Consider the following 3016-nt stretch of genomic DNA (forward strand, 5'->3'; position numbering starts at 1 on the left):
CCAGCAACACCTGTGATGATTGCCACGTCACCACAAGCTGGACCAACGTGCGGTTCGACCACAGTGCCGTGACCGCCGGCTGTTCGACCTGTCACAATGGCACGACCGCAACCGGTAAACCCGGCAATCATATTCCGACCAGCAACACTTGTGATGACTGCCATGTCACCACCAGCTGGACCAATGTGCGCTTTGATCATGGGGCGGTGACGGCGGCCTGCTCGACCTGTCACAACGGTGTTTCGGCCACCGGCAAGCCGGGGAACCATATCCCCAGCACCAATACCTGTGACGATTGCCACGTGACGACCAGCTGGACCAATGTGCGCTTTGACCACGGCGCGGTCACCGGGTCTTGCGCCACCTGTCACAACGGCACCACCGCAACCGGCAAACCGGCGAACCACATTCCGACCACCAACACCTGTGATGACTGCCATGTCACCACAAGCTGGACCTCGGTGCATTTCGATCACGGCGCGGTCACGGGCGGCTGCTCGACCTGTCACAATGGCGTCTCGGCCACCGGCAAGCCGAACGGCCATTTCGTCACCACCCTGCAATGTGACGAGTGCCACCGGACCACGCGTTGGTCGACGGTCACCTATAGCCACTCGTCGCCGGCCTATCCGAACGGCCACAGCACCGCCATCGGGTGCTCCGACTGCCATATTTCGAATTCGGAAAGTAACGCCTGGCAGTTCCCGGCCTATCGTCCGGACTGTGCTGGCTGTCATGCGAATGACTTCCGCACCGGCCCACATGTAAAATACGAAAAGCCCAGCAAAACATATTATCGCGTTGATGAATTGCGCGATTGTTCGGGGTCGTGTCACGAATACACGGACGCATCAATGACAAGAATAAAAGAACGCCGCACGGCAGAACATTCGGCAAGCAAGAGGGAATGGTAATGGGGATGAAATCTGAAGCACGGGCTGCGCTGCGCCTGTCAATCTGCGGCGTGGCGCTGATGGCCGCGGCAGGGGCTGGTGTGTCAACGGTTTGGGCGCAGGCAACCGATCCGGCGGCAACGCCGGTGGTGCCGGTCACCGACACCACCGCCGCCGACACGACTGCCACTGACAGCACGGAACCGGCGACGGATACCACCGACAGCGCGCTCAGCGCCGAGGATCAGGCCGATGCCGATGCCGCCCTTGCCGCCGCCCGCGCCGCGATCACCGCCGGGGATCTGCCCGCCGCGATCCGCTATCTGAACAAGGTTCTGTCCTTCCCGGAAAACCCGGCCAGCCAAGAGGCACAGGAATTGCTGGGCGTCAGCCGCGAGCGCAACGGCCAGCTTGCCCATGCCAAGGCCGAATATGAGACCTATCTGGCGAAATATCCGGGCACCGAAGGCGCGGTTCGTGTCGAACAGCGCCTGACCGCAATCAAAACCGCCGAGGCCGCGCCGCCGCCGCCGCTGCGGGAACCGGCAACGGTCACCACGACCACCGTTGTTGCCGCCGCCGATCCGGTCTTTGACCCGGTCGATGCCAACCTTGAATCGGTGAAAGTCGCGCGTCCGGACATCGCCGCCCCGGCCCCGCGTGTCGTGGTTCGCGAAGTCCCGGTCGAAGACGAAGACGTCTTCCCGCAAAGCGAGATTTTCGGCTCGATCGGCAGCACCTATTACTACAATCAGGGCAGCACGATCCTGCAGGAATATGAAACCAGCCGGACCACCGAGGACGATTTCGTTTATGAAAACGCCCTTGTGACCTCGCTGGATCTGGAAGGCCGCTATGAAACTCAGGACAGCATCCTGACTTGGCGGATCTCGGCCGATCACGAGGCCGATTTCCTGAACGGTTTCAGCCAAAGCATCCAGCTGTCGAAACTTTATGGCCAGATCGAATACAAGGATAGCGGCACCCGCCTGTCATTCGGGCGTCAAAGCCTGAACAACAGCGGCGTTTTCGGGCGGTTTGACGGCGGGCGGGCGTCGTTCAAGATCGGCGACAACATGCGCCTCAATGTTCAGGGCGGCTCGCCCGTGGACAGTGTGCGCGATCCGCTGTTCCAGTTCGACCGCACCATGCTGGGCGTCAGCCTTGATTACGAAGACATCGTTCCCGGCGGCAACCTGACGGTCTATGCCATCGAACAGCGCGCCGGCAGCCTGACCGACCGCCGCGCCGTGGGCGCCGAGTTCCAGTATTCGGACGACCACAACACCCTGAACGCGTCGTTCGACCACGACATCTATTTCAACAAGCTGAACTTTGCCCGGATTTCGGGGACGCATATCTATGCCGACAACTCGTCGCTGACCCTCAGCGCCGACTATGTCATGTCGCCCTATCTGAGCCTGACCAACGCGCTGCAGGGCCAGACGATCACCACGCTTAGCGAACTGGTCGCCGCCAATACCCTGGCCGAAGTCGAGCAATGGGCGGTCGACCGCACCACGCCATCGTCGTCGATCTCGGCCGCTTATTCGCATCCGCTGAACGAGACCTGGCAGATCACTGCGGACGCGACCGTGTTCGATACCTCGGGCAGCCCGGCGTCGGGCGGTGTGCCTGCGGTTCCGGCGCCGGGTCTGGAATATTACGCCTCGGTCGGCTTTGTCGGCACCGGCGTTTTTTCGGATACCGATGTGGTTGCGACCACGTTCCGCTATGCCAACACCGCCTCGTCGGTCCTGTATCACGTCGACAGCTATCTGCGCTATGACGTGACCGACAAGCTCCGTGTCAAGCCGCGCCTCAAGGTCGGCTATCGCGATCTGACTTCGGGCGGGCACGAGGTGTTTGCCGTGCCGTCGATCACCGCCAACTATGAAATTGCCGAAAATACCGATTTCGAGCTGGAACTGGGCGATAACTGGTCGCGCACCACCACTTCGACCACGAAAGAAAGCGCCAATGACGTTTATGTCTTCGTCGGTCTGCGGCGGGATTTCTAAGCGCTAGTTGAACAGCGTCGCGATTTCGGAATAACCGGCCGCGCGGGCGACATCGCCCGCGCGTTCGCGTTTGTGGTTCCGCAGTTTTGCGTCGGCCCCGGC

The 3016-nt window shown here is 61.3% G+C and carries 2 protein-coding genes; both read left to right on the forward strand.

Annotation, left to right across the window (positions count from 1 at the left end; all coding sequences use genetic code 11):
• Positions 1-914 (forward strand): hypothetical protein (locus tag ABYW26_RS12675; RefSeq protein WP_372605266.1); only part of this gene is annotated, 914 nt, incomplete at its 5' end.
• Entirely contained in the window at positions 914-2914 is a 2001-nt protein-coding gene (locus tag ABYW26_RS12680; RefSeq protein WP_372605267.1) for a tol-pal system YbgF family protein, read from the forward strand. The genes ABYW26_RS12675 and ABYW26_RS12680, both read left to right, overlap by 1 nt.
• Positions 2915-3016: the final 102 nt, after the last annotated feature.

Source organism: Actibacterium sp., assembly GCF_041584535.1.
Taxonomy (GTDB): Bacteria; Pseudomonadota; Alphaproteobacteria; order Rhodobacterales; family Rhodobacteraceae; genus Actibacterium_D.